The organism is Metasolibacillus meyeri (assembly GCF_003049505.1).
GTDB classification, from domain to species: Bacteria; Bacillota; Bacilli; order Bacillales_A; family Planococcaceae; genus Metasolibacillus; species Metasolibacillus meyeri.
Genome location: NZ_PYWN01000048.1, coordinates 1 through 1,576, shown reverse-complemented (window position 1 = coordinate 1,576; position 1,576 = coordinate 1). Strand labels below are relative to the sequence as shown.

General features: G+C 41.9%; 1 protein-coding gene. It reads left to right on the top strand.

Translation table 11 applies throughout. From position 1 onward, the window contains the following. Positions 1 to 296 precede the first annotated feature (296 nt). Positions 297 to 1,481, top strand: a complete 1,185-nt coding sequence (locus C9J34_RS08600; protein WP_107839455.1) for an IS110 family RNA-guided transposase — start codon at positions 297 to 299, stop codon at positions 1,479 to 1,481. Positions 1,482 to 1,576: the final 95 nt, after the last annotated feature.

Genomic DNA, 1,576 nt, shown 5'->3' with positions numbered 1-1,576 from the left:
CTTGTATATTATATTTAAGGTTTTTATCTCTCGATGTTTTATAGGATGACCTTATGAACCTTTTGATATTACCTCAATTGTTTTGAGATAATATAGATAATGGATGGAGAGGAATTGCCGTACTCTCCTTGAGTTTTCAAGCTCGTAATCGAAAGACTGGCACCTCTCCCTGTTAAGCTGGTTGCGAATGAGTTAGATGTTGAAAGCACTCTGCTTTACTCCGTATCTAGAACAAGGTAGTGACGCTTTTCAGTGGAGTGGACATCCATCCAACTCTCTTGAAAGAAGGTGTTCTGATGTTTTATCTCGGTATTGATATTGGCAAACGTACACATGTTGCTTCCCTTATGAATCAGGAAGGAAAAGTGGTGCTTAAAGGGTTTTCCTTCCCCAATTCAGCAGAAGGGGGGCAACGGCTTCTTGATAAATTACAGACGTTTTCTTCCTCATCACAAGACTTTTTAGTGGGAATGGAAGCAACTGGGCACTATTGGCTTTCTTTGTTCTCTTTCTTAGATAACAACGATTTTGTGCTTCATGTCCTGAACCCGATTCAAACGGACGGTTGGCGGAAAAGTACAGAAATCCGTAAGCGTAAAAACGATACGATTGACTCTATCCTGATTGCAGATTTGATTCGTTACGGCTCATTTACAGGAACGGCTTTAGCCAATGAGCAACTGTTTTCTTTGCGTCAATTGACACGCTATCGTGCCTATCTTGTCGGCACAGCGAGTGATTTTAAACGGAAAATCATTGCCGTTCTCGATCAAGTCTTTCCTGAGTACGATACACTTTTTTCGAAAGTTGGCATTTTCGGGAAGGCTTCTCAGGCGGTCTTACTTGAATTCAGTTCTCCCGATGCCATTAACGAGATTTCAGCTGATACCTTAGCGAAAGTACTTCGAATGGCCAGCCGAAATCGATTAGGTCAAGCAAAGGCAGAAGCAATTAAGCGGGCGGCGATTCATTCCTTTGGAGTGAAATTTGCCCAGAAAGCCTTTACTTTTCAGCTTCGTTCCATGATTGAACAGCTTAAATTTCTAGAAGCCCAAATTCAAGAAACAGAAGCTGAGATTACGCACATCATGGGAACGCTTGATTCCGTTATTGAAACTGTGCCAGGCATCGGCACCGTCAATGGCGCCACGATTTTAAGTGAAATTGGCGATATTCACAAATTTTCTACACCTGCGAAATTGGTGGCTTACGCAGGGCTCGACGCTTCTGTTACACAGTCTGGACAATTTGAAGCCACCCACAATGTCATGAGTAAACGTGGCTCTCCCTATTTGCGAAAAGCATTGTTTACATCTGCTTTAATTGCTTCACAACACGACCCTGTTCTACGTACTTTTTATGAGAAAAAGCGAGCAGAAGGAAAGCATCATCTCACCGCAGTGGGCGCAGTAGCTAGAAAGTTATGTTACATTTTGCATGCCATTTTAAAGAAAAACGAACCCTATGAAATCCGTCCGTAAGTTGAAAAAATCGGATCTTTGTCAGGCTTATTCGGTATGCGCTGATTTGGAGCCACTCACTTTCAAAGATTTTTTCATTTCTTACTTGACTTTAT